The organism is Nocardioides sp. HB32, from assembly GCF_054058995.1.
Map to the genome: position 1 here is coordinate 4,357,135 of NZ_JBSSBS010000001.1, position 25,107 is coordinate 4,382,241.

24 protein-coding genes and 1 pseudogene are annotated in these 25,107 nt (G+C 72.9%); 7 read left to right on the forward strand and 18 right to left on the reverse strand.

What is annotated here, in order from left to right; translation table 11 throughout:
• Positions 1–3 precede the first annotated feature (3 nt).
• Entirely contained in the window at positions 4–1,494 is a 1,491-nt protein-coding gene (locus tag ACVW2K_RS21845; protein WP_457203960.1) for an MXAN_6640 family putative metalloprotease, read from the forward strand.
• Here ACVW2K_RS21845 and ACVW2K_RS21850 read toward each other — a convergent pair.
• The 11 genes and pseudogenes from ACVW2K_RS21850 to ACVW2K_RS21900 all read right to left on the reverse strand — a co-directional run bounded on the left by ACVW2K_RS21850 (position 1,466) and on the right by ACVW2K_RS21900 (position 13,899).
• Positions 1,466–3,427, reverse strand: a complete 1,962-nt coding sequence (locus ACVW2K_RS21850; protein ID WP_457203961.1) for an ATP-dependent DNA helicase — start codon at positions 3,425–3,427, stop codon at positions 1,466–1,468. The two genes, ACVW2K_RS21845 and ACVW2K_RS21850, sit on opposite strands and share 29 nt — an antisense overlap.
• Positions 3,428–3,494: 67 nt before the next feature.
• Positions 3,495–4,502, reverse strand: coding sequence for a sugar phosphate isomerase/epimerase family protein (locus tag ACVW2K_RS21855; protein ID WP_028637457.1), 1,008 nt, complete (start codon positions 4,500–4,502; stop codon positions 3,495–3,497).
• A 23-nt stretch (positions 4,503–4,525) separates the two neighbouring features.
• A complete protein-coding gene (xylA, locus tag ACVW2K_RS21860; RefSeq protein WP_457203962.1) occupies positions 4,526–5,692 on the reverse strand; it encodes a xylose isomerase in 1,167 nt (388 codons plus the stop codon).
• Positions 5,689–6,876: a Gfo/Idh/MocA family protein gene (locus ACVW2K_RS21865; protein ID WP_457203963.1), complete on the reverse strand. Its 1,188-nt coding sequence runs from the start codon at positions 6,874–6,876 to the stop codon at positions 5,689–5,691. Before ACVW2K_RS21865 ends, xylA begins: the two co-directional genes overlap by 4 nt.
• A 67-nt stretch (positions 6,877–6,943) precedes the next feature.
• Entirely contained in the window at positions 6,944–8,008 is a 1,065-nt protein-coding gene (locus ACVW2K_RS21870) for a substrate-binding domain-containing protein (protein ID WP_457203964.1), read from the reverse strand.
• A 64-nt stretch (positions 8,009–8,072) separates the two neighbouring features.
• The gene (locus ACVW2K_RS21875) at positions 8,073–9,113 is read right to left on the reverse strand and encodes an ABC transporter permease (RefSeq protein ID WP_036570188.1); all 1,041 of its coding nucleotides are present in this window, start codon (positions 9,111–9,113) and stop codon (positions 8,073–8,075) included.
• A complete protein-coding gene (locus tag ACVW2K_RS21880) occupies positions 9,110–9,805 on the reverse strand; it encodes an ATP-binding cassette domain-containing protein (protein WP_457203965.1) in 696 nt (231 codons plus the stop codon). Before ACVW2K_RS21880 ends, ACVW2K_RS21875 begins: the two co-directional genes overlap by 4 nt.
• A gap of 367 nt (positions 9,806–10,172) precedes the next feature.
• Positions 10,173–10,619: pseudogene (locus ACVW2K_RS21885) on the reverse strand (ATP-binding cassette domain-containing protein); the annotation flags it as partial.
• Positions 10,616–11,824 carry an ROK family transcriptional regulator gene (locus ACVW2K_RS21890; RefSeq protein WP_051549204.1) on the reverse strand — a complete coding sequence of 403 codons (1,209 nt, stop codon included), beginning with the start codon at positions 11,822–11,824 and terminating at the stop codon, positions 10,616–10,618. The gene ACVW2K_RS21890 and the pseudogene ACVW2K_RS21885, both read right to left, overlap by 4 nt.
• A gap of 158 nt (positions 11,825–11,982) precedes the next feature.
• Positions 11,983–13,173 carry an ROK family transcriptional regulator gene (locus ACVW2K_RS21895; protein WP_028637452.1) on the reverse strand — a complete coding sequence of 397 codons (1,191 nt, stop codon included), beginning with the start codon at positions 13,171–13,173 and terminating at the stop codon, positions 11,983–11,985.
• 9 nt (positions 13,174–13,182) lie between these two features.
• Complete coding sequence (locus tag ACVW2K_RS21900; RefSeq protein ID WP_028637451.1) at positions 13,183–13,899, reverse strand: SGNH/GDSL hydrolase family protein; 717 nt, start codon at positions 13,897–13,899, stop codon at positions 13,183–13,185.
• Between the two features lie 86 nt (positions 13,900–13,985).
• Here ACVW2K_RS21900 and ACVW2K_RS21905 point away from each other — a divergent pair, with 86 nt between their 5' ends.
• Complete coding sequence (locus ACVW2K_RS21905) at positions 13,986–14,870, forward strand: alpha/beta fold hydrolase (protein ID WP_457203966.1); 885 nt, start codon at positions 13,986–13,988, stop codon at positions 14,868–14,870.
• A gap of 6 nt (positions 14,871–14,876) precedes the next feature.
• Here ACVW2K_RS21905 and ACVW2K_RS21910 read toward each other — a convergent pair whose 3' ends face one another.
• Together ACVW2K_RS21910 and ACVW2K_RS21915 are read right to left on the reverse strand one after the other, a co-directional pair.
• Positions 14,877–15,530 (reverse strand): response regulator, encoded by a 654-nt coding sequence (locus ACVW2K_RS21910; RefSeq protein WP_028637449.1) that lies wholly within the window; start codon positions 15,528–15,530, stop codon positions 14,877–14,879.
• On the reverse strand, positions 15,527–16,642 hold the full coding sequence (locus tag ACVW2K_RS21915; RefSeq protein WP_457203967.1) for a sensor histidine kinase: 1,116 nt from the start codon (positions 16,640–16,642) through the stop codon (positions 15,527–15,529). The genes ACVW2K_RS21910 and ACVW2K_RS21915 overlap by 4 nt, the downstream gene beginning before the upstream one ends.
• Before the next feature lie 147 nt (positions 16,643–16,789).
• Between ACVW2K_RS21915 and ACVW2K_RS21920 the strand changes: the two genes are divergently transcribed.
• Complete coding sequence (locus ACVW2K_RS21920) at positions 16,790–17,464, forward strand: hypothetical protein (protein ID WP_457203968.1); 675 nt, start codon at positions 16,790–16,792, stop codon at positions 17,462–17,464.
• Here ACVW2K_RS21920 and hflX read toward each other — a convergent pair.
• Positions 17,461–18,951, reverse strand: coding sequence for a GTPase HflX (gene hflX / locus ACVW2K_RS21925; protein WP_457203969.1), 1,491 nt, complete (start codon positions 18,949–18,951; stop codon positions 17,461–17,463). The genes ACVW2K_RS21920 and hflX overlap by 4 nt on opposite strands.
• Positions 18,952–19,054: 103 nt before the next feature.
• Between hflX and ACVW2K_RS21930 the strand changes: the two genes are divergently transcribed.
• Genes ACVW2K_RS21930 through ACVW2K_RS21940 form a run of 3 tightly spaced genes read left to right on the forward strand, consistent with a single transcriptional unit; the run spans position 19,055 to position 21,290 of the window.
• On the forward strand, positions 19,055–19,555 hold the full coding sequence (locus tag ACVW2K_RS21930; RefSeq protein ID WP_457203970.1) for a SigE family RNA polymerase sigma factor: 501 nt from the start codon (positions 19,055–19,057) through the stop codon (positions 19,553–19,555).
• Entirely contained in the window at positions 19,552–20,736 is a 1,185-nt protein-coding gene (locus tag ACVW2K_RS21935) for a hypothetical protein (protein WP_457203971.1), read from the forward strand. Before ACVW2K_RS21930 ends, ACVW2K_RS21935 begins: the two co-directional genes overlap by 4 nt.
• Positions 20,733–21,290, forward strand: a complete 558-nt coding sequence (locus tag ACVW2K_RS21940) for a nucleoside/nucleotide kinase family protein (protein WP_028637443.1) — start codon at positions 20,733–20,735, stop codon at positions 21,288–21,290. The genes ACVW2K_RS21935 and ACVW2K_RS21940 overlap by 4 nt, the downstream gene beginning before the upstream one ends.
• Here the strand turns inward: ACVW2K_RS21940 and ACVW2K_RS21945 are convergent.
• Positions 21,287–22,096, reverse strand: a complete 810-nt coding sequence (locus ACVW2K_RS21945; protein ID WP_457203972.1) for a helix-turn-helix domain-containing protein — start codon at positions 22,094–22,096, stop codon at positions 21,287–21,289. The two genes, ACVW2K_RS21940 and ACVW2K_RS21945, sit on opposite strands and share 4 nt — an antisense overlap.
• Positions 22,097–22,147: 51 nt before the next feature.
• Here ACVW2K_RS21945 and ACVW2K_RS21950 point away from each other — a divergent pair, with 51 nt between their 5' ends.
• On the forward strand, positions 22,148–22,669 hold the full coding sequence (locus tag ACVW2K_RS21950) for a maleylpyruvate isomerase family mycothiol-dependent enzyme (protein WP_457203973.1): 522 nt from the start codon (positions 22,148–22,150) through the stop codon (positions 22,667–22,669).
• Between the two features lie 65 nt (positions 22,670–22,734).
• Here ACVW2K_RS21950 and ACVW2K_RS21955 read toward each other — a convergent pair whose 3' ends face one another.
• The 3 genes from ACVW2K_RS21955 to ACVW2K_RS21965 all read right to left on the reverse strand — a co-directional run bounded on the left by ACVW2K_RS21955 (position 22,735) and on the right by ACVW2K_RS21965 (position 25,101).
• Complete coding sequence (locus tag ACVW2K_RS21955) at positions 22,735–23,511, reverse strand: SDR family NAD(P)-dependent oxidoreductase (protein ID WP_028637440.1); 777 nt, start codon at positions 23,509–23,511, stop codon at positions 22,735–22,737.
• A gap of 149 nt (positions 23,512–23,660) precedes the next feature.
• Complete coding sequence (gene dapF / locus ACVW2K_RS21960) at positions 23,661–24,467, reverse strand: diaminopimelate epimerase (RefSeq protein WP_457203974.1); 807 nt, start codon at positions 24,465–24,467, stop codon at positions 23,661–23,663.
• A complete protein-coding gene (locus tag ACVW2K_RS21965) occupies positions 24,460–25,101 on the reverse strand; it encodes an MSMEG_1061 family FMN-dependent PPOX-type flavoprotein (protein WP_457203975.1) in 642 nt (213 codons plus the stop codon). The genes dapF and ACVW2K_RS21965 overlap by 8 nt, the downstream gene beginning before the upstream one ends.
• Positions 25,102–25,107 lie beyond the last annotated feature (6 nt).

Genomic DNA, 25,107 nt, shown 5'->3' on the forward strand with positions numbered 1-25,107 from the left:
CGCGTGCTCCGACGCCCCCTCGCCGTCCTGGTCGCCGCCACGCTCCCCCTCCTCCCCCTGGTCGCCGCCCCGGCGTACGCCGGTGAGCCCGACCCGGTCGCTCCGGCCCACCGGCTGCTGAGCAGCCCGCTCGCCGCACGGGCGCTCGCGGCGGCGGAGCACCCGGACGGCAGCCGTGACCAGACCCTGGTACTGCGCGACCTGCGGACCCACCGCGACGAGCTCGGCGCGACCGACCGGGCTCGGGCCGACGCGCTGCTGCAGCGGCCCGGCGGCGGCCAGTCCGAGTGCTTCACGACCGTCTGCGTGCACTGGTACTCCTCCGGCCCCGACCGCTCGACCCAGACCTACGTCGACAAGGTCGCCCGCACCGCCCAGTCGGTGCTGAAGGCGTACGCCGCCGCCGGCTACCGCGCGCCCGAGCCGGACGGCAGCCTCGGCGGCAACGCGCTGCTCGACATCTACCTCGCGGACCTCGGCAGCCAGGGGCTGTACGGCTACTGCGACAGTGACCGCACGCCGACGGACCCGGGCCCGTACGACGCGCCGGCGTACTGCGCCTTCGACAACGACTACGCCGAGTTCCCGAGCCACACGCCGCTGGAGAACCTCCAGGTGACCGCGGCGCACGAGCTCTTCCACGCCGTCCAGTTCGCCTACGACTACGACGAGGACACGTGGTTCATGGAGGCGACGGCGACCTGGGCCGAGGACGAGCTCTACGACGGCGTCAACGACAACCTCCAGTACCTCGCCGAGAGCCCGCTGTCGCAGCCGGCCAGCTCGATGGACCACTTCGAGGACTACGGCGTGCTGCAGTACGGCGACTGGATCTTCTTCCGCTACCTCACCGAGCGCTATGCGAACGCCGAGGGCGGGCTCCCGACGATCATCCGCGACATGTGGGGGCTGGCCGACGGCGCCAAGGGCGGGCCGAACCAGTACTCGATCCAGGCGGTCTCGGGCGCCCTCGGCGACCGCGGCACCAGCCTCCGCGCCGTGTGGGCCGACTTCGCCGACGCGAACCGCCGGCCGGGGACGTCGTACGACGAGGGCCGCGCGAACCACTACCCGACGGGCAACCTCGGCGGCCGGGTCGCCCTCACCGGCAGCGCCCGCGACTCCGGCTGGAAGACCCGGCGCGTCGACCACCTCGCGGCGAGCACGGTGCGGTTCAGTCGCGCGCCCGGGATGCGGGCCAGCTCGCTGAGGCTCAGGCTCGACCTGCCGGCGACCACCCGGGGCTCCGGTGCGGTGGCGACCGTCTACCGCACCACCGGCCGGCCGACCACGGGACCGATCCGGCTCGACGCGGCCGGCAACGCCACCGCCAGCGTCGACTTCGGCCACGGCGTCAAGTACGTCGAGGTGACCCTCGCGAACGCCGGCACCGACTACGACTGCTGGCGGCGTACGGACACCGGCTACTCCTGCCAGGGCAAGCCGCTCGACGACGACCTGGCGCTCAGGGTGCGGGCGAAGGCGCTGCGCTGAGGTCCAGGGCGGTGGCCGAGAGCCGCGCCAGCGCCTGACGGGCGACGCCCGGGTCGGTCGTCGTCCACATCGGCGGCAGGCTGGCCTTGAGGAACCCGCCGTACCGCGCGGTCGCGAGCCGCGGGTCCAGGACGGCGACCACACCGCGGTCGGTGTGGGTCCGGATCAACCGGCCCGAGCCCTGTGCGAGCAGCAGCGCGGCGTGCGTCGCGGCGACCTGCATGAAGCCGTTGCCGCCGGCGTCGTCCGCGGCCTTCTGGCGCGCGCTGAGCAGCGGGTCGTCCGGGCGCGGGAACGGGATCCGGTCGATGAGCACCAGCTGGCAGGTGTCGCCCGGGACGTCCAGGCCCTGCCAGAGCGACAGGGTGCCGAACAGGCAGGTGTGCGGGTCGCCGACGAACTGCGCCGCGAGCTCGGGCAGCTGCGCGTCGCCCTGTGCGAGCGTGGTCAGGTGCGGCAGCCGCTCGCGGACGACCACCGCCGCCGCCTCGGCCGCGCGCCGGCTCGAGAACAGGCCGAGGGTGCGGCCGTTCGCCGCGTCCACGAGGTCGACGATCTCGTCGAGCTGGGCTGCGCCCAGGCCGTCGCGCCCCGGCGGCGGCAGGTGCCGGGCGACGTACAGGATCGCCTGCCGGCCGTAGTCGAACGGGCTGCCGACGTCGAGGCCGCGCCACGGCATCTCCTGGTCGTCCGGCCGCAGCCCGAAGCTGGTCGCCACGGTGCCGAAGTCACCGCCGAGCCGCAGCGTCGCGGAGGTGAACACCACGGTCTTGTCGGTCAGCAGCTTCTGGCGCATCGGCCCCCAGACCTGGAGCGGCGCGACGCAGAGCCGCGGCGGCATCCGCTCGGTGCCCTCGCTCATCCAGAGCACGTCGGAGTCGAGGTCGGCGGCCATCCGCTCGGCGGTCGCGAACACCTCCTGCACGGCGCCCTTGGCCTGCTGCCTGCCGGCGTCAGCGTCGTCGCTGCCCTTGGGGTAGGCCGACAGGCACGCGCGGGCCGCGTCGCGGACCAGCACCAACGCGTCGCCGAGGTCCTGGGGGATCCGGTCGAACCGGCCGGGACGCACTTCGTTGATCGCCTGGCGGAGCGCGTCCGCCGCGTCGGCGAGGTCGTCGGCCTCGGAGCCGTCGACGTGCCGCTGGCTGCGCCGGGCGGCCCGCTCGACCTCGGCGGCCCACAGCTCGTCGGTCGCCGCCTGGGTCACCCGGGTGGTCAGCTCGTGCGCCTCGTCGATCACCACGACGTCGTACTCGGGGATCATCGGCACGCCCTCGATGGCGTCGATCGCGAGCAGGCTGTGGTTGGTGACGACCAGGTGGGAGCGGTGCGCCTTCTCCTTGGCGCGCTCGGCGAAGCACTCCTGGCCGAACGGGCACTTCGAGGCACCGAGGCACTCGCGGTGGTTGACGCTGACCTGGCGCCACTCCTTGTCGGTGTGCCGCGGGGCGTTGTCGCGCTCGCCGCTGCCGCCGCCCTCGGACTCCTGCTCGGCCCACGACCGCAGCTCGAGGACCTTCTTGCCGAGCGAGCCCTCGGGCAGCTCGACCAGCGCGCCCTGGTCGTCGGGCACGCCCTCGCGGATCCGGTGCAGGCAGGCGTAGTTGGAGCGGCCCTTGAGCACGGCGTACGACGTGTCGACGCCACTCTCACTGACCGCCTCGACCAGCCGCGGCAGGTCCCGCTCGACCAGCTGGTGCTGGAGGGCGAGCGTCGCGGTCGCGACCACGACCCGGTCGCCGTGCAGCAGGCTCGGGACCAGGTAGGCGAGTGACTTGCCGGTGCCGGTGCCGGCCTGGACGAGCAGGTGCTCGCCCTTCTCCATCGCGTCGGCCACGGCCTCGGCCATGGCCACCTGGCCCGCGCGCTCCTGGCCGCCGAGCGCCGCCACCGCGGTGCTCAGCAGCTCGGTCACGGACGGCGTCTCAGGCACCCGGAAACCCTAGCCGCGCCCGTGGACAGGGCGGCGGCGCCATCCCCAGCCACCGGTGGGCGGGCGGTCAGTCCTTCGTCGAGAACGCTGCGTCGAAGGCGGCCTCGGGGGCGTCGAAGGCGAGCCGGCGGACGAACTCGAGCGCCTCGGGAGCACCGACGAGGCGGTCCATGCCGGCGTCCTCCCACTCGACCGAGATCGGCCCGTCGTACCCGATGGTGTTGAGCATCCGGAAGCACTGCTCCCACGGGACGTCGCCGTGCCCGGTGGACACGAAGTCCCAGCCGCGGCGCGGGTCGGCCCACGGCAGGTGCGAGCCGAGGCGGCCGTTGCGGCCGTTGCCGGTCTGCCGCTTCGCGTCCTTGCAGTCGACGTGGTAGATCCGGTCCTGGAAGTCCCAGAGGAAGCCGACCGGGTCGAGGTCCTGCCACACGAAGTGCGAGGGGTCCCAGTTCAGGCCGAACGCCTCCCGGTGCCCGATCGCCTCCATGGCGGCCTTGGTGGTCCAGTAGTCGTAGGCGATCTCGGAGGGGTGGACCTCGTGGGCGAACCGCACCCCGCACTCGTCGAAGACGTCGAGGATCGGGTTCCACCGGTCCGCGAAGTCCCGGTAGCCCGCGGCCACCATCTCCTCGGTGGCCGGCGGGAACATCGCGACGTACTTCCAGATCGAGGACCCGGTGAAGCCGATGACGGTCTTGACCCCCAGCCGCTGCGCTGCGCGAGCCGTCATCTTCATCTCCTCGGCCGCCCGCTGCCGGACGCCCTCGGGATCGCCGTCGCCCCACACCTTCGCCGACAGGATCGCCTCGTGCCGCGCGTCGATCGGGTCGTCGCAGACCGCCTGGCCCTTGAGGTGGTTGGAGATCGCGTAGACGCTCAGCCCGTACTTCTCCAGCAGGTCGAGCTTGCCCTGCACGTAGCCGTCGTCCTCGGCGGCCTGCCACGGGTCCAGGTGGTCGCCCCAGCAGGCGATCTCGAGCCCGTCGTACCCCCACTCGGCGGCCAGCCGGGCGACCTCCTCGAACGGCAGGTCGGCCCACTGGCCCGTGAACAGCGTGATCGGTCGTGGCATCTGACTCTCCTTCGGTGACGGGCTCAGCGCACGCCGAGCAGGTGCTCCATCGCGAGCTGGTCGAGGGCTTCCATGGCGACACTGCGGCCGCGCAGCGTCTCCAGGTCGTACGTCGCGTTGCGGACGTCGTCGAGCGACTCCCCGGCCGCGACCGTCGGGATGTCGAGCTCACCGACACCGGCCGCCTCCAGCGCCGCGGTGACCTCCGGGTCGGCGCGGAACGCCTGCACCTTGTCGCGCAGGATCAGGTAGTTGCGCATGCAGGCCCGCGCGGACTCCCAGACCCCGTCCATCGCCTCGGCCCGCGGGGGCTTGTAGTCGAAGTGCACGTAGCCGTCGTAGCGCCGGTCGGTGCCGGCGCCGAGCATGGCGTCGACGGTCCAGAACGCCCCGCGCAGGTTGCCCGCACCGAAGCGGAGGTCCTGGTCGAATCGCGGCCCGTGCTGGCCGTTGAGGTCGATGTGGAACAGCTTGCCGTGCCACAGCGCCTGGCTGATGCCGTGCGCGAAGTTCAGCCCCGCCATCTCCTCGTGGCCGACCTCGGGGTTGAGGCCCACCATCTCGGGGTGGTCGAGCTCGGAGATCAGTGCGATCGCGTGCCCGATGCTCGGCAGCAGGATGTCGCCGCGCGGCTCGTTCGGCTTCGGCTCGAGCGCGAACCGCATCGAGTAGCCCTGCTCCTTGACGTACGCGCAGACGATGTTGAGCGCGTCGCGGAACCGGTCCATCGCGGCCGGCACGTTCTTGCTGCCCCCGTGCTCGGCGCCCTCGCGGCCACCCCACATCACGAACGTCTCGGCGCCCAGCGAGGCGGCGAGGTCGATGTTGCGCAGCACCTTGGCCAGCGCGTAGCGGCGCACCTCGCGGTTGTTGGCCGTGATCGCGCCCTCCTTGAACACCGGGTCGGAGAACGTGTTGGTGGTGACCATCTCGACGCGGAGGCCGGTGTCGGCCAGCGCCTTCTGGAACCGGTCGAGCGTGGCCTCGCGGGTGCCGTCGTCGGGCAGCAGGTCGTCGTCGTGGAAGGTCACCGCGGCCGCGCCGAGCTCGGCGAGCCGGTACGTCGCCTCCACCGGGTCGAGCAGCTCGCGGGACGCGGGGCCGAACACGTCCACGCCCTGCCAGCCCACGGTCCAGAGTCCGAAGCTGAACTTGTCGTCGGGGGTCGGGTCGTAGGTCGCCGAAGTCATTGCTGGGGGATCTCCTGCCAGGTGCGGGTGTCTGAGCTGGTCTCGACCGCGGCCAGCACGCGCTGGACCTGCAGGCCGTCGGCGAACGAGGGGGCGGGGTCTCCGCCCGCCGCGATCGCCTGCACCAGGTCGACGACCTGGTGGGTGAAGCCGTGTTCGTAGCCGAGCCCGTGGCCGGGCGGCCACCACGCGGCGACGTACGGGTGCCCGGGATCGGTGGCGAGGATGCGCCGGAACCCGGCGACCTCGGCGTCCTCACGGGCGTCGAAGTACTCCAGGACGTTCATGTCCTCGAAGTCGAAGGCCAGGCTCCCTAGCGAGCCGTTGACCTCGAGGCGGATGGCGTTCTTCCGGCCGGTCGCGAAGCGGGTCGCCTCGAAGACGCCCATCGCCCCCGAGCGGAACGTCGCGAGGAACGTCGCCGCGTCGTCGACGGTGACCGGGCCGCGCTCGGTGGCGGCACCTCCGCCGCCCAGGCCGCCCGCGGTGTCGCCGGCCGGGTACGGCCGCTCCTTGACGAAGGTCTCGAGCCGCGCGGTGACCTCGGCGACCGGGTCGCCGGTGACGTACTGCGCGAGGTCGATGACGTGCGCCCCGATGTCACCGAGGGCGCCGGAGCCGGCTCTCGCCTTGTCGAGCCGCCAGGACAGCGGGGCGTCCGGGTCGGCGATCCAGTCCTGGAGGTACTGCGCGCGGACGTGCCGGACCTCGCCGATCCGGCCCTCCTCGACCATCCGGCGGGCGAGCGCGATGGCGGGCACGCGGCGGTAGGTGAAGCCGACCATGGTGCGTACGCCGTGGGCGTGCGCCTCCTGGGCGGCCGCGGTCATCTGCTCGGCCTCGGCGACGGTGTTCGCGAGTGGCTTCTCACAGAGCACGTGCTTGCCGGCGCGGAGCGCGGCGATCGCGATCTCGGCGTGGGTGTCGCCCGGCGTGCAGACGTCGACCAGGTCGATGTCGTCGCGGGCGATGACCGCGCGCCAGTCGGTGGAGCTCTCGGCCCAGCCGAGCCGGGTGGCCGCCTCGGCGGCCCGGTCGGCGTCGCGGCCGACCACCACGGCCATCTCGGGCCGGAGCGGGAGGTCGAAGAAGTGCGGCGCCGTGCGCCACGCCTGCGAGTGGGCGTTGCCCATGAACGCGTGGCCCACCATGGCGACGCGCAGGGGCTTGCTCGGGTCAGTCATGCGAGCTCCCGGGAGAGAGGGTGGTGCCCGCCCCCGGGACGGAGTCCGGGGGCGGGCACGCTGTCGGTCAGGACTCGAACGCGGATCCGATGAACTGGTCGACGTTGTCCGCCGTCACCACGGGGGCGTACAGCTGGACCTTGCGCGGGACCTCGACCTCGACCAGGTCCGACATGGACTTGCCCTGCACGAGGAGACGGGCCAGCTTGACGCCGTCGGCGGCCTGGGTCGACGGGTAGATGACCGTCGCCTTGAGGACGCTGTCGCCGCTCTTGATGGCCTCCATCGCGTTCTTGGAGCCGGCGCCACCGATCATCGTGAACTCGTCGCGGCCGGCGTTGTCGATCGCGGCGAGGACGCCGACGCCCTGGTCGTCGTCGTGGTTCCACAGGTAGTCGATCTTCGGTGCGGCCTGCAGGAGCTGCTCGGCGGCGTCCGACCCGCCCTCGACGGTGAAGTCGGCGGCGACGCGGTTGTCGACGTCGAGACCGCACTCGGCGAGCGCGTCCTTGAAGCCCTGGCTGCGGTCCTGCGTCAGCGGCAGCGAGTCGATGCCGGCGATCTCGGCGACGATCGCGTCCTTGTTGCCGCCGGCCTGGTCGCAGATGTAGGAGCCCGCCGAGACGCCCATGCCGTAGTTGTCACCGAGGATCGTGACGCGCGCGGCGTTCGGGTCGTCGAACTCGCGGTCGACGTTGATGACCGGGATGCCCGCCTTCATGGCCTTCAGGGCCACCGGGGTCATCGCCGCGCCGTCGAACGGCAGCAGCACGATCGCGTCGACCTTGTCGTTGATGAACGTCTCGACCTGGCTGATCTGCAGGTTGACGTCATTGGTCCCCTCGGCGACGCGGAGCTCGACGTCGTCGTACTTCGCGGCCTCCTTCTTGGCGGACTCGGTGATCGAGCCCATCCAGCCGTGGTCGGCGGCCGGGGCGGAGAAGCCGATGACGACCTTGTCGCCGCTCTCGTCGTTCGAGCCGGTCGCGGCAGACGTGCCGCCGGAGGTGTCGGCGGTGTCGCCGCCGCCGTCGCTGTTGCTGGTGCAGCCGGCCAGGGCGAGGACCGCGATGCCGGCGACCAGGCCGGCGGCGACCTTCCTGGACTTTCGGGTGGTGGACCGCAGGGACATGGTGGTGCTCCTTGTTTCGTGCAGAGGAGTGGTGCCGAGGTGGTGGGGTGGTGCGGGCGTGCTGCTAGGTGCTGCTCCGAGACGCCAGGCGCTGCTGGAGCAGCACGGCGGCGACGATGATGGCTCCCTTGAGGAGCGACTGCTCCGAGAAGGAGCGGTTGTTGAGCGTGAAGATGATCGAGAGCGTCGAGAAGATCAGGACGCCGAGGACGGTGCCGACGATGGTGCCGCGACCGCCGGTGAGCAGCGTCCCGCCGATGACGACCGCCGCGATCGCGTCGAGCTCGTAGCCGGTGCCGTGCGTCGAGCTGCCGGTCGTGGTCTTGGCGACCAGCATCAGGGCGGCGATGCCGCAGCAGACGCCGATCAGCACGTAGAGGTAGACCGTGTGCCGCCTGACGTTGATGCCGGCCAGGCGGGCGGCCTCGGGGTTGCCGCCGACCGCGACGGTCCGCCGACCGAAGGTCGTGCGGTTGAGCAGGACCCACCCGGCGACCGCGACGAGCGCGAACAGCCAGATCTGCACGTCGACGCCGAGGATGTCCGCGGTGAAGAAGTCCTTGAATCCCTTGACGTCGATGCCGTTCGCACCGAGGATCTGGGTCTTCTTGTCGCTGATGATCTCCGCGAGACCGCGAGCGCTGGCGAGCATCGCGAGCGTGGCGATGAACGCCACGACGTTCCCGTAGGCGATCAGGATCCCGTTGACCAGTCCGCAGCCGGCCCCGACGAGCAACGCGACCGCGACCATCCAGAGCCAGTGCGTGTCCTCGGCCAGCTGCTGGGTGGCGATGGTGGTGCACCAGACCGACGACAGCGCGACGATCGCGCCGACGGAGAGGTCGATGCCGCCGCCGATGATCACGAAGGTCATGCCGATGCTGACCACGCCGGTCGTGGCGGCGAGCCGCAGGATGGTCAGCGCGTTGTCGGTGGAGGTGAAGCGGTCGCCTGCGGTCGCCGCCCCGACGATGCAGACGATCAGGAGCGCGATCACGAGGCCGGAGTTGCGTCCGACGCTGCTGTTCATCACCGCACGGAAGCGGCTCTCCTCGCGGCTCGTCTCGAGCGCGGCGCGCTCGACGCGGACACTGTCCTGGCTCATGCCGGAACCTTTCCTTCCATGACGAGGTCGAGGACTTCTGCCTCGTCGATCGCGGTGGCGGCGGACTCGTGGACGACCACGCCCTCCCGGACGACGAGGACCCGGTCCGCCAGGCCGAGCACCTCCTCGATCTCGCTGGACACGACCACGACGGCGACGCCGCGGTCGGCCAGCGACCGGATGAGCTGGTAGATCTCGGAACGCGCGCCGACGTCGACGCCGCGGGTGGGCTCGTCGAGCAGCAGCACCCGGCAGTCGCGCATCAGCCACCGGGCGAGCACGACCTTCTGCTGGTTGCCGCCCGACAGCGTGCGGACCGCCCGGGTCACCCCGTCCGGGCGTACGTCGAGACTGCTGGTCAGCTCCTGCGACTGGCGCCGCTCCTCACCCCGGTCCAGGAACCCGAGGCGGGCGAAGCGGCTCATCGAGGAGACCGTGATGTTGGCGTACACGGCCTGGTCGAGCAGCAGGCCCTGGCTCTTGCGCTCCTCGGGGGCGAGCCCGACGCCGGCCCTGACCGCGGCGGCGACGGAGCCGCGGCGCAGCCGCTTCCCGTCGACGGTGACGGTGCCGCCGGTGGCCCGGCGGGCGCCGTACACGGTCTCGATGATCTCGGAGCGCCCGGCGCCGACGAGCCCGGCGAACCCCACGATCTCGCCGGCGTGCACGGTGAGGTCGACCCCCGTGAACACGCCGGCGAGGGCGAGGTCCCGGACCTCCAGGACGGCGGCACCACGGTCGAGTGCGGTGTCGGGCCGGGGCGGGAAGACGTACTCGATGGAGGCGGCCGGTCATCAGCCTGATCAGCTCCGCGGTCGGGGTCTCCTGGACCGCGAGCCCGGTGGCGACGGTGCGGCCGTCCTTGAGGACGGTGATCCGGTCGCCGATCTGACGGATCTCCTCGAGCCGGTGGGAGATGTAGATGACGGCCACGCCGTCCCTGGTGAGGTCGTGGATGACGCGGAACAGGTTCTCGACCTCGCCCTGGTCGAGGACCGCGGACGGCTCGTCGAGGATCAGCAGCCGGGTGTCCCGCGACAGCGCCCTGGCCATGCTGACGATCTGCTGCTTCGCCGGGGACAGGTCGCCGACGACGCGGGTCGGCGAGATCTCCGGATGGCCGAGCCGGTCCAGCAGTTCGCGGGCCTGCTGGTGCGCCCGGCCGCGCTGGGTGAAGCCGCCGACCGACACCTCGTGGCCGAGGAAGATGTTCTCGGCGACGTCGAGGTGCGGCACCAGGTCGAGCTCCTGGTAGATCGTGCCCACACCGCGCTCGATCGCCTTGGCGGGCGTGGACAGCGGCGCCGGCTCGCCCTCCCAGGTGATGGTGCCGGCGTCGGGCTGGTGGAAGCCCGAGAGCACCTTGATCAGCGTCGACTTGCCGGCGCCGTTCTGCCCGAGCAGGCAGTGCACCTCCCCGGCGCGGACGTCGAGGTCGACGCCGTCGAGGGCACGGACCCCGGGGAACTCCTTGACGATCCCCGTCATCTGCAGCAGGACACTCATCGCGCTCCTCCCAGGAGTACGTCGGGCCGCGGGGCCACGGTGGTCGGGTCGTCGAAGACGGACTCGAGGGCCTCGGTCGCGCCACCGCGCACCGCGGCGGTGAAGCCGAGCGTCGAGAACTCCACCCGGGTGCCGCCGCCCTGCGGTGCCAGCACGCCGGCGAGGAGTTGCTCCTGGATCGCGGGGCGCATGTGGTGGCCGATCTCGGCGAAGTAGCCGCTGAGCACGATCGCCGCGGGGTTGAGCGCGTTGGTCAGCATCGCGGCGCCGATGCCGACCCAGCTGCCGACCTGGTCGAGCGCGGCCAGGGTGCGGTTGTCGCCGAGGTCGGCTCGCCGGTTGATCTCCGCGAGCCGCTCGTCGAGCGCGAGCGCGGGGTCCCGGATCGGGTCGTCAGGGTCGGCGGCGGCGTCGAGCAGCGGCCGGAGCGCGGCGACGGTCTCCCAGCAGCCGACCCGGCCGCAGCCGCAGCGGCGACCGCCGGGCTCGACGATCATGTGGCCGAACTCGCCGGCGTACCCCTGGTGGCCGCGCAGCAGCCGGCCGCCGGCGACGATGCCGCCGCCCATGCCGACCTCGCCGAAGATCACCAGGATGTCCTGGCGGGACGCGTCGCCCGGGACGGCCTCGGCGACCGCCGCGAGGTTGGCCTCGTTCTCGATGGTGACCGGGTACGCCGCGCCGAGGCGGCCGCGGAGCTCCGCGCCGACCGGGACGTCCTTCCAGCCCAGGTTGGGGCCGACCGTCAGCACCTCGTGGGTGCGGTCGAGCAGCCCGGCGACGCCGACCACGCAGCCGACGGTCTGCCCGCCCCCGGCACGGACGTCGGCGTCGGTCTGCTCGACCAGCTCGGCGAGCAGGTCCAGCACCGCCGAGACGGCGAGCCGGGTGGAGTCGATCGGGGCCCGGTGCTCGGCGACGACGTCACCGGCGAGGTCGAGCGCCATGGTGGCGACGTGGTTCACGTTGATCTCGGCGCCGATGCCGCAGACCCGGTGGCCGTCGAGCTCCACGGCAGTGCCCGGGCGGCCCAGGCCACCGCGCTCGACGCCGGCCGCGCGGACCAAGCCGAGCTCCTCGAGCTCCCCGACCAGTGCCGAGGCCGAGGACCGGGTCAGGCCGAGGTCGGTGGCGAGCCGAGCCCGGGAGCGGGGGCCGCCGTCGCGCAGCTGCCGCAGGACGAGGGAGAGCTTGGTGCTGCGCACCGGCGACCTCCCTCGTGACGACCGTCACCCCGTTTGTTGTGACGTCGCACAAAGTAGGCGCCCGGACCGAGGATCTGCAAGGGGTTCAGGCGAAAGAATCCACACTGCTGCGCAAACTTTTGAAAGTTACCTGCGAAAGTCTGCTGGGTGAGGCGCCGCTACGGGGAGTAGACGGACTCGCTGATGAGCCGGGCCGCGCCGATCACGCCGCCCTCGTCGCCGAGCTCGGAGAGCACGATCGGCAGGTTGCCGGTCGCCAGCGGCAGCGACCGCCGGTAGGTGACACCCCGGATCTCGGCCAGCAGCGCGTGCCCGAGGCCGGTGACCCGGCCGCCGATCACGATCAGGCCCGGGTTGAAGAACGACACCAGCCCGGCGAGCACCTCGCCGATGTGCCGGCCGCTGTCGCGGATCAGCTGGACCGCTTGGGCATCGCCCTGCGAGACCGCGATGCCGACGTCGGCGGCGGTCAGCTCGCTCCGCTCCTCCAGCAGCGCCGCCAGCGCGGGCGAGCGGCCGCTGCGTGCGGCGGCCGTGGCGTCCCGGGCGAGCGCGGCGCCGCCCGAGAACGCCTCCAGGCATCCGGAGTTGCCGCACGCGCAGGTCGGCCCGAACTCCTCGACCCGGATGTGACCGATGTCGCCGGCGCAGCCGTTCACGCCACGGTAGAGCTCACCGTCGATGACGATGCCGCACCCGATGCCGGTGCCGATCTTCACGAACAGGAAGTCCTGCGCGCCCTTGGCCACGCCCGCGTGCTGCTCCCCCACGGCCAGCACGTTCACGTCGTTGTCGAGCACGACCGGGCAGCCGAGCTCCCGCGAGACCGCGTCCCGGACCGGGTAGCCGTCCCAGCCGGGCATGATCGGCGGCGACACCGAGACGCCGCGGTGGAAGTCGACCGGGCCCGGTACGCCGATCCCGGCGCCCATCGGCTTGTCGACCCCGACCTCGTGCAGGACCTCACGGACCAGTGCCAGGGCGACGGCGAGCACCGCCTCGGGGCCCTGCCGGATGTCGCAGGCCTTGAAACGGGTGGCGAGCACGGACAGCCGGCCGTCGGTCACGCCGACGGACAGGCCGGTCGCGCCGATCGAGATGCCGACGAAGCGGATCTCCTGCGACAGGTCGACCAGCGTCGAGCGCCGGCCACCCCGGGACGCGGCCGGTCCGGCCTCCTGGGCGAGCCCCATCTCGGCCAGCCGGGCGACCTCGGCGGCGACGGTGGTCCGGGACACCTGGAGGCGGTCGGCGAGCTGGGCCTTCGACAGCGGGCCCTCGTCGCGCAGCTGGACGAGGATGCGGGCCTGGATCGCGTTCTCCGCGCGGCCCGCGAGGGATAGACGCACGGCGCGATCCTAGGCCGTGAGCGCAGCGAGCTCCCCCGCGACGAAGTCGCCGAACTGCTCGTGGCCCGCGGGCGTGAGGTGCAGCCGGTCGTCGAGGTAGGGCAGCGTGAGGCCCGACGTACGCACGTAGCCGACGCCGTGCGACGCCGCCAACCGGGCCAGCAGCGCGTCGACGCGCGGCACCTCGGTGGCGCGGGACGGCGCGCTCGCCGGCCCGACGATGACCACCCGGTCGCCCTTCAGCTCGCCCATCAGGCGGTCGAACCCGGCGCGGATGTCGGCGTTCGGGACGTCGTAGTCGTTGAGCCCGCCCTCGACGACGACCAGGTCGGCCCCGCCCCGGAGCGCGGCCGGGGCCCGGTCGGCGAAGGAGACGTCGCGGCAGTCGCCGGCCTGCTCGCTGAAGCCGGAGCCCGAGAAGCCGGCCACGTGCACGGAGCCGGGCAGCCAGGACGGCCAGGAGGACGCGATCCGGTCCAGGCCGAGGCCGGCCGACCACGAGTCGCCGATCACGACCACCCGCTGGCCGGAGCCGGTGACAGCCGCGGCCCGGGCCAGCGAGTCGGACTCGAAGCGGTCACAGCGGTCGCCGTCGGCGCCGGCCCGGTCCGCGACGTGCACGACCAGGATCGAGGCGAGGACGAACGCCACCAGCGCGGCGACCGTGACGGTGCGTCGACGTGCTGACCAGTGCGGGCTCGGCCCCGCGACCCCCCGGAGGACCACGAGAGCAATGGTGCGGCCGCGCCGGCCGCGGCGTCGGCGTTGTTGCCAACCCGTGACCTCGGCGCACGAAATGTGAGGCTGGGGCCATGAGCGAGCGCCTGCAGGTCCCCGGTCCCGACGGTCGCAGCATCGAGGTGCTGGTGGCCGGTGACCCCGGCGGGTTCCCGCTGCTGTTCCACGGCGGCTCGCCGTCCGCGGTCGCGGAGTTCAACCTGTTCGACCGGACCTGCCACGACCTCGGGCTGCGGTTCGTGACCTACTCGCGGCCCGGGTACGGCGCCTCGACGCCGCGCGCGGCGGCGGGGGCGTACGTCGACGACGTCGAGGAGTCGACCGTCGTGCTGGACCACCTCGGCATCGGCGAGTTCCTGACGGCCGGGTGGTCGGGCGGCGGCCCCCGCGCGCTGGCCTGCGCCGCGCTGCTGCCCCAGCGGTGCCGGGCCGCGGCGTCGATCGCGGGCGTGGCGCCGTACCACGGCGAGGGCCTCGACTGGTTCGACGGCATGGCGGGGGAGAACCACGACGAGTACCACGCGGCCGAGCAGGGCCGGGAGGTCTACGAGCGGTACCTGCTCGAGAACTTCCTGCCGATCCTGCAGGCCTCGGCCGACGAGGTCGCCGAGGCGATGGGTGGCCTGGTCACACCGGTCGGCCAGGCGGCGATGACGCCGGCGTTCACCGACTGGATGGCCCGGCTCTTCCACCACGCCGGCGCGCAGGGTGTCACCGGTGTGCGGGACGACGGCATCGCGGCGGTCGCGCCCTGGGGCTTCGACCTCGCGGACATCCGGGTGCCGGTGGCGATCTGGCAGGGGCGTCAGGACGCGATGGTGCCGTTCGCGCACGGCGAGTGGCTCGCCGCGCACGTCCCCGGCGCGGAGGCCCACCTGTTCGACGACCAGGGCCACCTGTCGGTGCTCCTTCGCTTCGACGACGTCCTGGTCGACCTCAAGCGGCTGAGCGGACGCTGAACCGGGCTAGGCGAGGCCCGGGCGGACGAGTCCGCTCTCGTACGCCGCGACCACGGCCTGCACCCGCGACCCGGCGCCGAGCTTGGCGAGCACCCGGTTCACGTGCGTCTTGACCGTGGCGACCGCGACGACGAGCTCGGCGGCGATGTCGTCGTTCGACAGGCCGCGCGCCATCAGCACCAGCACCTCGCGCTCGCGGTCGGTGAGCCCGGCGAGCGGGGCGGGTGACTCGGCAGCCGGCGGCCGACGCAGGTACTCCTCGATGAGCCGCCGCGTGAGCTGCGGCGCGAGCAGTGCCTCGCCGGCGCACACGGTGTGGATGCCCTGGACGAGCCGGTCCGGCGGGGTCGCCTTGAGAAGGAAGCCGGACGCGCCGGCGCTCAGCGCCTCGTACACGTAGCGGTCGAGGTCGTACGTCGTCAGCACGATCACCCGGCTCGGAGACCCGGTCGCACAGAGCTCGCGCGTCGCCGCGATCCCGTCGAGCACGGGCATCCGGATGTCCATGAGCACCACGTCGGGCAGCGTGCGGCGTACCGCCTCGACCGCGGAGCGGCCGTCACCGACCGCGGCGACGACCTCGCAACCCCGCGCCTCGAGCAGGACCTGGAGTCCGGACCTGACGAGCTCCTGGTCGTCGGCGAGGACGACCCGGGTCACCACACGGGCTCCGGGACGAGCGGGAGCCGGACGTCGACGACGAATCCCTCGGCCGTCACGCCGCTGACCAGGGTGCCGCGGAGCATCGCCACCCTCTCCCCCATGCCGCGCAGCCCCAGACCGCTGCCCGGCTCGTCGTCCGCGGCGACCTGGTTGACACAGCGCACGCGGAGCTGCCCACGCTCGACTCCCACGCCGAGCCGGACCGCGCCCCGACCGTGCCGGGCCGCGTTGGTCAGGGCCTCCTGGACGATGCGGTACGCCGAGAGGTCGACGCCGTCGGGGAGCGGGTCCGGCGGCTCCAGCTCGGCGTCCACCTGCAGCCCCGCGGCGCGGAACGACTCCACCAGCGCCGGGAGGTCGCGGACGCCCGGCGGTGGGTGCAGGCCGAGCTCGTCAACGTCGTCGGCGTCGTCGCGGACCAGATGCAGCAGCCGCCCGGTCTCGTCGAGCGCCCTGCGGCCGCACGCCGTCACGGACCGGAGCAGCCCGGCGGCGCGTTCCGGGTCGGTGCGCACCAGGTCCTCGGCCGCGGCCGCCTGGACGACCATGGCGCTGATCGAGTGGGCGATCACGTCGTGCAGCTCGCGGGCGATCCGATCCCGCTCGTCGCGCACCGCGAGCTCCGTGAGCACCGCCTGCTGCTCGCGCAGCTGCTGGGCCTGGTCCGCCAGCCGCCGGGTGATCCGGCCGACGACGTACGGCGGCAGCACCAGGGCCGCGACGAACACGACGTCGGTGATGTCGTGGCCGCGCGGGTCCACCAGGTAGTCGGCCAGCAGCACGGCGAGGATCACGCCGATGCCGAGCAGCCCACGCAGGCCTGGGATCCAGCGCGCGAACGAGTAGCCGCACACGGCGATGAACAGGATCGGGGCGGCCACGTCCTCGAGCTCCGGTCCGACCCAGGGCATCGCGAGCACGATCACCGCGGCGGTCGTCCCGACGACCAGCGGCGCGTGGCGACGGGCGACCAGCACGGCCGCGGCCAGCCCCTCGAGCAGGAGCCCGACCCCCCAGCCGTCCGGCTGCGCGAGCACCAGCTCGACGCCCCCGACCAGCAGGAGCATCGCAGGGACGAGGACGTCCGCGAGGCGCAGGCGCACAGCCACGGACCGAGCGTAAGGCCGGCGCGGCCGTGGGACGTCCACCCTGGGGTGGACACCCGGTTCGGCACCGGGGTTGACGACCGGGCAGCGCGACCTACCTAGCGTCGTCAGCGAGGGCGCCGCCCGGGCGCCGGACGACAGGAGGACACGATGCTCGGGTCGATCGAGAGCCAGCGCCGGATCGGGCGCGTGGCGTGGTGGATGGCATGGTTCGGGCTGGTGCTGGGGCAGCTGCACGCGATGGCGCGCCACCAGACCGCGGACGGCAAGGAGGACCTCGAGTCCGGGCTCGTGCGGGCCTGGTCGGATCCCGCCCGCGAGATCTTCGCGCCCCTGCTGGGCTGGGCGTCGCCCGACACGGTCTACCTGACGTACGGGAAGCTCTGGCTGCCGGTGTTCGTCGCGTTCACCCTCTGCGCGTTCGTCGTACGCCGCCGGCGCCGGCCGGTCGGCGTCGAGAAGTGGGCCTGGCGGCTCACGCTCACGGCGTACGTCGGGGCCTGCGTCTCGGTCGCGCTCGAGTACTGGACCCAGTGGACCGCGGTCGACGACGCGCTCATGGATCCGATCTTCCTGGCGTCACTCCCGTTCGTGCTGCTGACCATGGTCGGCTCGACGTTCCTGGGGATCGTCCTGCTCCGCCGGGGCGTGGGCCTGCCCGCCGCGCTGCTGACGCTGGCCGTCCCCGGGATGATCCTGATCCCGATGGTGACGTCGATGGGCAGCGTGGTGCTGCCGATCGCCTTCGCGTTCGGCATCCTGGGCCGACGGATCGCCGGCGCCGAGGACGTGGCCGCCCGGGGCGAGGTCCCGGCGGCTGCCTAGCCCAGCGCGTAGGCGGCGAGCTCGCCGGCGAGGTCCTCGTTCGCGCGGCCGACGACGACGGTGCCCTCGCCGGTGTGCTCCATCGAGGCGATCTCGCCGTGCTGGTGCAGGCGGTTGATCAGGTCGCCGCGCTCGTAGGGCACCAGCGCCTTGAACTCCACGTCGGGCCGGGGCAGCTCGCCCTCGATGACCCGCAGGGCCTCGGCGATGCCCTCGCCGGTCTTCGCCGAGACGACGACCGAGTGCGGCTCGCGCTGGCGGAGCCGGGCCAGGACCATCGGGTCGGCGGCGTCGGCCTTGTTGATCACCACCAGCTCGGGGACGTCTCCCGCGCCGATCTCGGCGAACACCTCGCGGACCGCGACGAGCTGGCCCTCCGGGTCGGGGTGCGACCCGTCGACGACGTGCAGGACCAGGTCGGAGTCGGCGACCTCCTCCAGCGTGGAGCGGAACGCCTCCACGAGCTGGTGCGGGAGGTGCCGGACGAAGCCGACGGTGTCGCTCATCGTGTACACCCGGCCGTCGGCGGTGGTCGTACGCCGCGTGGTCGGGTCGAGGGTCGCGAACAGCGCGTCCTCGACGAGCACGCCGGCGTCGGTGAGCCGGTTCAGGAGCGAGGACTTGCCGGCGTTCGTGTAGCCGGCGATGGACACGCTGGGGATGTGGTGGCGCCGGCGCTCCTGGCGCTTGGTGTCGCGGGTCCCCTTCATCTCGCGCAGCTCGCGGCGGAGCTTCGCGATCCGGGTGTTGATCCGGCGCCGGTCGGTCTCGATCTTGGTCTCACCGGGTCCACGGCCACCGATGCCGGCACCGCCGGCGACCCGGCCACCGGCCTGCCGGGAGAGGTTGCCACCCCAGCCGCGGAGCCGCTGCTTCATGTAGTTGAGCTGGGCCAGCTCGGTCTGGGCCTGGGCCTCGCCGGACTTCGCGTGCTGGGCGAAGATGTCCAGGATCAGCGCGGTCCGGTCGACGACCTTGACCTTGAGCCGGTCCTCGAGGTTCCTCAGCTGGCTGGGCGCGAGCTCCCCGTCGCAGATCACGGTGTCGGCGCCGGACGCGGCCACGATCTCGGCGATGCCCTCGACCTTGCCGCGGCCGACGTACGTCGCGGGGTCGGGCGACTGGCGCCGCTGGTAGATGGCGTCGAGCACCTCGGAGCCGGCGGTCTCGGCGAGCAGCGCGAGCTCGGCCATGGAGTTCTCGGCGTCCTCGACCGTGCCCTCGGTCCACACCCCGACGAGCACGACGCGCTCCAAGCGGAGCTGGCGGTACTCGACCTCGGTGATGTCCTCGAGCTCGGTGCGCAGGCTCGCGACGCGGCGCAGCTGGTGGCGCTCGGCGAGGTCCATCTCGCCGGTGGTGACGTCCTCGGGATCCGGCTCGTCCGGCCAGGAGTCGGACAGGTCCGTCTCGAGCTCCTCGGAGTCCCAGTCGTCGGTCGCCTCGAGCTCGTCGTCGAGGTTGAAGTCAGGCTCAGCGTTCGTCATATGTCCACAAGAGTACGTTCGGGCCCCACGCCGTGGCCAAACGTTTGCGCACCGCGTCAACCCTCTGCCGGGTCCCGCGCGTTCCAGTGGTGAGGAGGTGGCCGTGCGCGAGACAGACCGCGAGTCGTTCGAATCCTGGGCCCGGGTGTCGCAGCAGCGCCTCCTGCGCGCGGCGTACCTCCTCACGGGCGACCTGTACCTCGCCGAGGACCTCCTCCAGGAGGCGCTCGTGAAGGCCGCCCTGCGCTGGGACACCCTCGGTGGTCAGCAGCCGGAGGCCTGGGTGCGGCGGGTGATGTACCGCGACCACGTCTCGTGGTGGCGGCGACATCGGCGCGAACGACGGGTCGCGGAGGTGCCGGACGAGCGCGGGTCGGCAGGACCCGGAGAGGCGGCGGCGATGCTGCGCGACGCCCTGGGCGTGCTCACCCCGCGGCAGCGAGCCGTCGTGCTGCTCCGGTACGTCGACGACCTGACCGCTACCCAGACCGCCGACGTGCTCGGGGTGACCGTCGGCACCGTCAAGAAGCTCGGCTCGGTGGCGCTGGCGCGGCTGCGTGCCGACGCCCCCGGGCTCGCCGACCTCGCGGAGGACCGCTCATGAGGCTGACCGAGATCGCCGAGACCATGGAGCTGCCGGAGACCCGCGTGGCCGACGCCGCCTGGGACCGGGCGCGGGCGCGGGTACGCCGGCGCCGCACCGCGGCCGCCGTCGCGACGGTGACCGCGGCCCTGATCGTGGTCGCAGCGGTCCCGCTGGTCGGGGACCGGCACCAGACCTCGACGCCTCCGCCGGTGACCACACCGACCCGGTCGCCCGAGGCCGTGGCCGACGCCACCGTGCCGCGATCCCTGATCAGTCCCCGCTGGACGTCCGCGGACTACACCGCAGCCGCCTCCGGCGCGCCGCGGCTGGCGATCACCGACCCGGTGCCGCTGTCCGAGGATCCCGTCGGCCGCGCGGTGCTCGCCGTGGTCCCGAGCTCGGCGGGCCCGGGAGATGCCCGGTGGACCACCATCGACGTGCTCGGCGACGACGGCCGCTGGCGCTCGCTGGACCTCGAGGGCCTGGTGCCGACCCACGATGTCGGCGGGTACCAGTGGTACCCCCTGACGCCGACCAGCCTGAGCGCCGACGGCACCGAGCTCGCGCTCGCCCAGCCTGGCGCCGTGGTGGTGGTCGAGCTGACCACCGGGCGGTCGCACCGGTACGACGTGCCGGGGCTGAACAAGGCGACCTCGTGGGCCGGCGACGACCACCTGCTGGTGAGGGTCGAGGAGCGGGAGACGATGCGGGAGCTCGACCTGGACACGGGGTCCCTGGTGGACACCGACCTCGAGCAGTCGACACGGGTGCTGCCCGACGGCACCGCGGTGACCTGGGGTCTCGACGGACTGGCGGGGACGCCCGCCGTCGGAGGCGACTCCGGAGCCCAGCGGACCGTCCCCCTGGTCGGCGACGGGGTCATCGTCCAGCTGGCCGGCTTCAACCACCGCGTCGGCAGCACGACCTACATGGGCAGGACGGCTGTCGCCGCCGTCGATCGGCACTCCGGCGAGCTCCTCGGTGTGCGGATGAGCCCGGTCGACGGCGTCGACTTCTCCCAGCTGCTGGCCGTGGACGACCACTCGGCGTTGATCAGCCTGGTCCCGCCCGACTCGACCGACCATCTGCTGATCCGCTGGGACTGGGCGGCGCGCACCACCGAGGTCCTCGCGGTGCTGCCGGCCCAGATGGCGAGCTACGCCGGGACGGTCGACGAGGCTGCCACCATGGTGCGGTGACCCCGCACGTCCCGCCCGGCATCCGCCTGCTCGGCATCACCGGGGCGCCCGGTGTCGGGAAGTCGACGGTCGCCACGTCCCTCGGGCTGCCGGTGGTGCCGATGGACGGCTTCCACTACGCCGACGTCGAGTTGGTCCGCCGCGGGCTCCGGGACCGCAAGGGCGCGCCGGAGACCTTCGACGCTCCCGGGTACGCCGCGCTGCTGCGGCGGGTGCGCGCGGGCGAGGAGGACGTCGTCGCTCCGGTGTTCGAGCGCGACCTCGAGCAGCCGCTGGCCGGTGCGACCTGGGTGCCGCCGGCCGGCACCGTGGTGACCGAGGGGAACTACCTGCTGCTCGACGAGCCGCGCTGGCGCGCGGTGCGCGAGGCCATCGACGTCGTGTGGCACCTGGTCACCGATGACGCGCTGCGCGTCGAACGGCTGATCGCGCGGCACGTCGAGTTCGGCAAGGCGCCGGACGAGGCCCGCGCCTGGGTGGCCCGGGTCGACGAGGCCAACGCGCGGCTCGTCGAGGCGGCCCGTGACCGTGCCGACCTGGTCGTGGAGGTCTAACGCGGCTCCGCCGCGAACGCGCCCGGGGTGAGGCCGGTGACCGCGCGGAAGTCGCGGCCGAAGTGCGCCTGGTCGGCGTACCCGAGGTCGGCGGCGACGCGGGCCAGGTCCGGTCGCTCGTCGCGCGCGAGCCGCTCGGCGGCCTCGTGGAGGCGGCGGCGCTGGATCAGCCACTTCGGGCTCAGGCCGATCCGGCGCGCGGTCAGCCGCTGCAGGGTGCGCTCGGTGATGGCGAACTTCTCGCAGACCTGACCGACGCGCTGCACCTCCGGGTCGCCCTCGACGTACTCGACGATCGCGTTGACCAGCAGCCCCTCCTCGTCGACGGGGACCAGTGCCCGGAGCGTCGTCTCGATGGCGGCGACGCCGGCCTGCTGGCGCTCTGGGTCCTCCGGGACGTCCCCGACAGCGTCGCGGATCCGGCGGGCGAGGTCCTCGTCGGGCAGCGTGACCGCCTGGTCGGTCAGTCGCTCGACGGGCCCGCCGGCCAGCGCGAGTCCGGCCGCGGGCTGGAGCATGGTGCCGAGCGCCCAGCCCGTGCCGCTCAGCTCCTGCGTCGACAGGCCGCTGCTCGGCCCGACGAGCAGGGCGTACTCGGGCGACACGACGACCAGGCAGACGGGGTACTGCAGCACCCGCTGCGTGGACGTGACCCCCTCGGGCAGCGACCAGACCGGCATCCAGTAGCGCCGGACCAGCGGCGCGAGGTCCGGTGACGGGGCGAACCGGTGGATCGGCGGCGTGTAGCCGCTCGCGTCCAGCAGGTGCGCGCGCTCCGTGGGGTCGATCCGGCGGTTCCCGCTCATGTGTCGGATTCTTTCAAGAGCCGGCGACAGCGTCGTCGCGATGCTGGTGGCATGAACTTCTTCCTCCGGGCCGCAGACCGCTTCTCCGCCACCGTCGACGCCACCACCGACTGGTCGGCCGCCAGCCCGTGCGAGGGCTGGACCGCCGCGGACGTCGTCGACCACGTGGTGGACACCGAGCGCGACTACCTGTCGCGGATGGACGTCGAGGTCGGCGACCGCCCCTCCGGCTCACCTGCCGACGTGTGGGCCGCGCACCAGGCCGCCGTACGGTCCCTGGTCACCGACGAGCTTCGCGCGCGGGAGTACGACGGCTTCTTCGGCCGCACCACGATCGGCGCCACCCTCGACGATTTCTACGGCTTCGACCTGGTCGTGCACGGCTGGGACCTCGGCGCGGCCAACGGCCGGCCGACGACGTTCACCGACGCGGAGATGGACACGATCGAGGTGGCGTTCGAGGGCTTCGGCGACCACGCCTACGACGACGGCGTCTTCAGGCGGCCCGCCCAGGTGCCGGCGGACGCCGACCGGCAGGCGAGGCTCCTCGCCCGGACGGGGCGGCGAGCCTGAGCCGGCGCGGGTCGTCCGCCTGAGGGCGGCGTATTCACGCGCGAGAGGCGGACGACCCGAACGCGCTACTTGGGGGGCATCCGGATACCGCCGTCCACGCGGACGACCTCGCCGTTCATGTAGCTGTTGGTGATGCACTCGACGACCATGCTGGCGAGCTCGTCGGGGACGCCGAGGCGCTTGGGGAACAGCACGCTCTCGCCGAGCTTGGCCTTGAACGCCTCGGCCGCCTCGCCCTCGCCGTAGATCGGGGTGTCGATCAGGCCCGGCGCGACGGTGTTGAGGCGGATGCCGGAGGCGGCGAGGTCGCGGGCGACCGGGAGGGTCATGCCGACGACGCCGCCCTTGGAGGCGGAGTACGACGCCTGGCCGATCTGGCCGTCGAACGCCGCCACGCTCGCGAGGTTGACGATCGCGCCGCGGCACCCGTCCGCGTCGGGCTCGTTGCGGCTCATCGCGGTCGCGGCGAGGCGGGTCATGTCGAAGGTGCCGATCAGGTTGATGGCGATCACCCGCGAGAACGCCGCGAGGTCGTGGGCGGAGTCGAACTCGCCGTCCCGGCCGATGGTGCGCTGGGCCCAGCCGATCCCGGCCGAGTTCACGCACGCCCGCAGGGGTGCGATCGCGGCGGCGGCCTCGACCGCGGCCTTGATCTGGTCGGTGTCGGTGACGTCGACCTGGGCGAAGACGCCGCCGATCTCCTCGGCGAGCGCCTCGCCCTTGTCGGCCTGCAGGTCGGCGACCACGACGACCGCACCCTTCGCGGCGAGCTGGCGGGCGGCCGCCGCGCCGATGCCCGACGCACCACCCGTGACGATGGCACTGGCTCCGTTGATGTCCATGCTGCGGAGGATAACCATGCTCACAGCAGCACTGTCGCGGTCGGGTCACGATCTGCGGGTGCTTGTCGTGGGAAACCCGACGGACACGCCGGTGGGCCGCGGCGTGTCGCGCGGGTTTCTCCGGTCAGCCGGTGAAACCCGACGTGTCGTCAGAGCGAGGTGGTGCCCCGCGCGACGATGAGGGCGGGGCCGGTGAGCAGCACCCGGTCGTCGTCGGTCCAGGTGACGGTGAGGGTGCCGCCGGGGACGTCCACGCGGTAGGCGCCGGAGCGCTCGGCGCCGTCGGCGACGGCCGCGGCCACCATGACCGCACACGCGCCGGTGCCGCAGGACCGGGTCTCGCCGGAGCCGCGCTCGTGCACGCGCATCGCGAGGTGCCGGGCTCCCCGACGTACGACGAACTCGACGTTGACGCCCCGGGGGTACGTCGCGGGGTCGTGCTCGGGCGCCTCCAGCAGCGGGCCGGCGTCCGCGAGGTCGTCGACGAACGCGACGGCGTGCGGGTTGCCCATGTCGACGTGCCGCGCGACCCAGGCCCGGCCGGCCACGCCGACCTTGGTCTCCCCGAGCACCTGCGGGGTGCCCATGTCGGCGGTGATCAGGTCGCCGTCGACCGTGAGGACCTTGACGCCGTCGCGGGTGTCGACGGGGATCGGCCGCGCCGGGTCGGCCAGGCCCGCGTCGACGAGGTAGCGCGCGAAGACGCGGATGCCGTTGCCGCACATCTCCGACAGCGAGCCGTCGGCGTTGCGGTAGTCCATGAACCAGCCGTCGCCCTGGCGCAGCACGCGCAGCACGCCGTCGCCGCCGATGCCGGCCCGGCGGTCGCAGAGCGCCCGCACCCGCTCCGCCAGCTGCTCCGGCGACAGGTCGCCGTGGACCGTGCCGTCGAGGTCGGGCAGCAGCACGAAGTCGTTCTCGGTGCCGTGCCCCAACAGGTACTCGTAGTCAGGCATACATGCCCTTCTCGTAGTTCTCGGGCCTGTAGTACTCGTCGAGCTGCTCCAGGGTCATGCCGCTCGGCTCGACGTCACGCGCGATCACCGCGCGACGCGGGACGACGCCGTTCGGGTCCCAGGTCTCCGGCTTCCACAGGCCGGACCGGAGGAAGGCCTTCGCGCAGTGGAAGAAGACCTCCTCGATGTCCACGACGACGGCGAGGACCGGCCGGTGTCCCTTGACGACCATCTCGTCGAAGAACGGCGCGGCGCCGACCAGCCGGGCGCGGCCGTTGACGCGCAGGGTGTCGCCGCGGCCGGGGATGAAGAAGTCCAGGCCGACGTACGGGTTGTCCAGGATGTTCCGGTAGCCGTCCGCGCGCCTGTTGCCGGGCCGCTCGGCGAGCGCGATCGTGGTGTCGTCGACGACGTGCACGAGCGAGCCGGCGGGGTCACCCTTCGGGGAGGCGTCGCAGCGGCCGTCGGCGGATGCGGTGGCGAGCACGCAGAACGGCGTGGCCGCGAGCCAGGCCCGGTCGACGTCGAGCAGCGCGGTGCGGCCCTTGTCGCGGGCACGGGCGTTCGGCTCGCCCAGCAGGTCGACGAGCTCCTCGACGGTGGTGAGCTCGGTCCAGGCGGCGGCGGTCGTCACCCCACC